Here is a 5,189-nt window from a genome sequence, read left to right as displayed (position 1 = left end):
GCTCGCGAAGGCGTAGTGTCAGTCGATGGTGATACTGGCTGAGCTGACGCTTTCGCGAGCAAGCCCGCTCCCACAGGTTTTGCACATTAGCCGAATGGCATGCGCTCATTGCGCCGAGGGATGAGCTGGATGGAACAGACCAAACGCGTCCTAGTGGTCGAGGACGACCTGCATATCGCCGACCTGATCTGCCTGCATCTGCGTGATGAGCAGTTCGAGGTGGTGCACAGTGCCGATGGCAATGAAGGCATGCGCCTGTTGCAGCAAGGCAACTGGGATGCGCTGATCCTTGACCTGATGCTGCCCGGCGTCGACGGCCTGGAAATCTGCCGCCGCGCCCGCGCCATGGCCCGCTACACACCCATCATCATCACCAGCGCGCGCTCCAGTGAAGTGCACCGTATTCTCGGCCTCGAACTGGGTGCCGATGACTACCTGGCCAAGCCCTTTTCCATGCTCGAACTGGTGGCGCGGGTCAAGGCGCTGCTGCGCCGGGTCGACGCCATGGCGCGCAATCTGAAGATGGACTCTGGCAGCCTGCTCATCGAAGGTCTGGCCATCGACCCGATCACCCGCGAAGTGTCCCTCGACGGTCGGCGCCTGGACCTCACGCCACGGGAATTCGACCTGCTGTATTTCTTCGCCCGCCAGCCCGGCAAAGTGTTTTCACGCATGGACCTGCTCAATGCCGTGTGGGGTTACAGCCACGAAGGTTACGAGCACACGGTCAACACCCACATCAACCGTCTGCGCGCCAAGATCGAGACCGATCCTGCGCAGCCGGTGCGCATCCTCACGGTGTGGGGTCGCGGCTACAAATTCGCCACCGGTGAGGAGTCACTGCCATGAGGCTGACCCTGACGCAGCGCCTGTCGCTGGTGTTCGCCGTCTTGCTGCTGGTGTGCTGCGGCACCTCGGCCTGGTTGCAGGTGCGCTCCAACCAAATGCATGAGCAGGAAGTGGTGCAAGGGTTGTCCCGGGACCTGGCGCAACACATCGCCCGCGACACCGTGCTGATGGACACTCAGGGCTTGATGCCCAATGCGGTGCGTGATCTGTTCAGCAAACTGATGCAGGTCAACCCGAGCGTCGAGGTGTACCTGCTCGACACCGAGGGCAAGATTGTCGGCAGTGCCGCGCCCGAAGGCCGAATACATCGGGAACGGGTCGACCTGGCGCCGATCCAGCGCCTGCTCAGGGACGATCCCCTGCCGATCCTCGGCGACGACCCGCGCAGCGTGGATGCCCGCAAGGTGTTCAGTGCCGCGCCTTTGAAGGTCGATGGCAAGCCCGCCGGTTATCTCTACGTGGTGCTGCTCGGTGAAGACCATGATCGACTGGCCGAGCGCGGTGCGACCAGCGCGGCGCTCAATACCGCCTTGCTCTCCATCGGACTGGTCGCGCTGCTGTGCCTGATTGCCGGCCTTGCGGCATTTGCCCTGATCACCCGACCGTTGCGCCGTTTGACCGACACCGTCAGCCGGTTCGACATCGACGGCGCACCGGTCACTACGCCCTCGCCCGTCACGCTGGAAAAAACCGCCAGCCACGATGAAATCGCCATCCTCGACGCCACCTTCCGACAAATGCAGGCACGTCTCGGTGAACAGTGGCGCTCGTTGACCCGCCAGGATCAGGAACGCCGTGAACTGGTCGCGAACATCTCCCACGATCTGCGCACGCCGCTGGCGTCACTACATGGCTACCTGGAAACCCTGTCGCTCAAGGACGCCACACTGTCCCCCGCCGATCGCCGTCGTTACCTGGGCATTGCGCTGGATCAAAGCCGCAAGGTTGGCGGGCTGGCGCAATCGCTGCTGGAGCTGGTGCGGTTGGAGCACGGCTTCGTGCAACCGGTGCTGGAGCGTTTTTCCCTGACTGACCTGGCCCAGGACATTTTCCAGAAATTCGAACTCACGGCCGAAGCGCGTCAGGTGGAACTCAAGGCTACTTTCGCCCCCAACGTGTCGGTAGCTTGCGCCGATCTGGGGCTGATCGAACGGGTGCTGACCAACCTGTTCGACAACGCCCTGCGCCACACTCCGCAAGGTGGAGAAATCGAACTCGGGTTGCGCCCGCAAGGCTCGTTCATCGAAGTGACCGTCAGCGACACCGGCCCAGGCATCGCCCCCGAACTGCGCGAAGGTCTGTTCTTGCGCCCGTTCAATATCGGCGGCGCAAGGCGTGACGGCGGGCTGGGACTGCGCATCGTGCATCGCATCCTGCAATTGCACGGGCGCGAGATTCAGTTGATCGATGTGCCCGGGCGCGGGGCGACGTTTCGTTTTTCATTGCCCAAGGATGAAGAGACCGCTGTGCAGTCGATGAACCTGAACACACAACCCCTGTAGGAGCGAGCTCGCTCGCGAAGAACGTCAACGATTACGCTCGTAACCTGACACCCCGCGGTGTTCTGTAGGAGCTGCCGCAGGCTGCGATCCTTTGATTTTGTTTTTCAAGATCAAAAGATCGCCGCCTTCGGCAGCTCCTACAGGGTTGTGTGTTGATGGAAATTGTCCGTCTGGCCATTGCTCCGTGACAACGCCGCCCCGGTCCAATAAATTAGGCGGCCGGAAAAAGCCCCCGCGCTTTCTCGCCTCTATTCAAGCTGAAAAAAGTAGTGAAATTTCAATGTCCGATTCCAATACCGCTGAATCCGTAGTCACCTTGTCGTCCAAAGCGGAATACGAAAACTCCATCAATCTTTCACAACACGTGTCCCAGGCGAAAACCATCAGCGAGATGGTGCTGGACGCGTTCCAGTCCAGCCGCGAAAGCGACCAGATCCGCGAACTGCGCGCCGCCATCCGTCAGGCCCACGACAGCTTCGACGATGACAAGGCCTACGAACTGATGGGCGAGCTCAAGCAGCTCAAGGACGCCGAGGCCGCTGACATCGCTGCCCTGGAAGACCTGAGTAGCAAGTTCCCGATCAGCCGCATCCTGTCCAGCTTCAAGGACGATCCGGCCTTTCAGGAAATCGTCTACGGTCTGGCCCTGAAAGTGCTGAACCAGACGCACCAGGCCATCAGCAACCCGAGCGGCGGCAAGAGCAAGGCCGCCAAGGCCAAGAAAGAAGTAGAAGTGTTCACCATCAGCAAGGACGGCATCAGCGTCACACTGCCGCTGCGCACACCGCGTTCGCGCCTGAGTGTTGACCGTGAAGCGCTGGAGTTCCTTGGTTTCACCTTCGTTGGCGAAGGCGACGAAGCGGAGCTGGAGAGCGAGACGTTCCTGGACAATGCCGGTGCTGAACAAGCGATCAATCGCAAGAACATCATCACCGCCCTGCAGCAGCAGACTGCGTTCGACGGCTACAGCATCGCCGCGCAGTAATTCCCCACAGCGCACCACGCGCCGCAACACCCCGAGCCCCGCCCAGTGCGGGGCTTTTTATTGCCTGCGATTGCGGCAAATACGCGTTTACTCCTCCAGTATCAACACCAGAAACACACTTCCCTTCACCCAACAGCACCACGGGTCCGCCTGCGGGGAGCGCCAACTCACTTTCCAGCCCAAGACCTCAGTGGTGCGATTGCTGAGGTCATCATGAACACCACGCCCTTGTACCGTCAGTTAGCCAATCACTATCTGCACGCCATCCGCAGCGGTACCCTGAAAACCGGTGAACGCTTCCCCTCGATCCGCCTGATGATGGAAAAACATGCCGTCAGCCTGTCGACCGCCGTGCAGGTCTGCCGGGAGCTCGAAGACTATGGTGTGCTGGAAGCACGGCCACGCTCGGGCAACTACATTCGCCAGCCCGACACGCCGGCCAAACCCACGCCGATTGCCTCGCCTGCACCGCTGGATACTGGCGTCTACGTCGGCATTCACGAACAAGTGTCATCGGTGCTCAAGGCCAGTCAGCGGGCGACGGTCAAGGTCAATTTCGCCAGCGCCTACTGCGCGCCGCCGCTCTATCCGTTGAAGAACCTGCAGGACAACATGATCAAGGCGCTGCGCCAGGATCAGCATTTGTTGGACATGACGAGCCCGACCAGCGGCAACAGCATATTGCGCAACGTGCTAGCGCGCCGAATGCTGACCGCCAAAACCCATCTGAGCGCGGAAAAGATCGTGATCACCAACGGCGCTACCGAAGCGATCAACCTGGCCCTGCGCGCGGTGACTCATCCCGGCGATACCGTGGCCGTGGAATCGCCGACCTTTTACGGTCTGCTGCAAATTCTTGAAAGCCTGAACCTGCGGGTACTGGAGGTCCCGGCATCGACCCACGCGGGCATTCACCTGCCGGCCCTTGAACATCTGCTGCAAGGGCCTGAACGGATCAAGGCACTGATCGTCATGCCCAACCTGCACAATCCGTTGGGCAGCATCATGCCCGACACCCTCAAGGCACGACTGGTGCAGTTATGCGCCGAGCACGATACCGTGCTGATCGAAGACGACACCTATGGGGATCTGGTGGACACAGAGCAACCGTTGTCCACCCTCAAGCACTGGGACCACACCGACAACGTGATCTATTGCGCCTCGCTGAACAAAACCCTGGCACCCGGCCTGCGCCTGGGCTGGATCAGCGCCGGGAAATGGCACGAACGCGTGGAAATGCTCAAGCACACCCAGACCCGAGGTTGCGAAACACTGTCGCAATTGGCGGTCAGTGCGTTCATGGGGACACCGTCTTATGAACGCTACCTGCGGCGTCTGAGGAAAACCCTGACCCAACAGCGCCAGCAAATGAGCGCCGCCATCACCCGCTACTTTCCCGCAGGCACCCGAGTCAGCCATCCGCAAGGCGGCACGCTGCTATGGGTGGAACTGCCTGCACAGCATTCGTCCATGGCGCTTTTTCATGAAGCGTTAAACGTCGGCATCCAGATTTCACCTGGGGATATCTTTTCCAATGCCAAGCGCTTCCAGCACTTTGTGCGCCTTGGTTGCGGGACGCCGTTTTCACCAAGGATCGATGAGGCGCTGGGGACTTTGGGGCGCCTGCTCAACCACCAGATTTAGCACAACCCTGTGGGAGCGGGCTTGCCAGCGATGAAGCCGGCACTTTCACCATCAATGGCGTCTGACACGCCGCCATCGCTGGCAAGCCAGCTCCCACAGGTTGATCGTCGTCGTGCACACATTCTCCACTCACATCCGATCTACTGTGGGAGCTGGCTTGCCAGCGATGAAGCCGGCACTTTCACCATCAATGGCGTCTGACACGCCGC

At 60.6% G+C, this 5,189-nt stretch carries 4 protein-coding genes; all 4 read left to right on the top strand.

The window, feature by feature from the left end:
* Positions 1-129 precede the first annotated feature (129 nt).
* The 4 genes from ACRESJ_RS29930 (at position 130) to ACRESJ_RS29915 (ending at position 4,980) form a co-directional block, all read left to right on the top strand.
* Positions 130-849, top strand: a complete 720-nt coding sequence (locus ACRESJ_RS29930) for a response regulator transcription factor (protein WP_431761110.1) — start codon at positions 130-132, stop codon at positions 847-849.
* The gene (locus tag ACRESJ_RS29925) at positions 846-2,351 is read left to right on the top strand and encodes a HAMP domain-containing sensor histidine kinase (protein ID WP_431761109.1); all 1,506 of its coding nucleotides are present in this window, start codon (positions 846-848) and stop codon (positions 2,349-2,351) included. Before ACRESJ_RS29930 ends, ACRESJ_RS29925 begins: the two co-directional genes overlap by 4 nt.
* Positions 2,352-2,631: 280 nt before the next feature.
* A complete protein-coding gene (locus ACRESJ_RS29920) occupies positions 2,632-3,336 on the top strand; it encodes a hypothetical protein (protein ID WP_431761108.1) in 705 nt (234 codons plus the stop codon).
* A gap of 213 nt (positions 3,337-3,549) precedes the next feature.
* Positions 3,550-4,980: a PLP-dependent aminotransferase family protein gene (locus ACRESJ_RS29915; protein ID WP_431761107.1), complete on the top strand. Its 1,431-nt coding sequence runs from the start codon at positions 3,550-3,552 to the stop codon at positions 4,978-4,980.
* Positions 4,981-5,189 lie beyond the last annotated feature (209 nt).

Source organism: Pseudomonas sp., assembly GCF_050739655.1.
Classification (GTDB): domain Bacteria; phylum Pseudomonadota; class Gammaproteobacteria; order Pseudomonadales; family Pseudomonadaceae; genus Aquipseudomonas.
The sequence above is the reverse complement of the archived record's forward strand: the minus strand, read 5'-3'. Positions and strand labels throughout refer to the sequence as shown.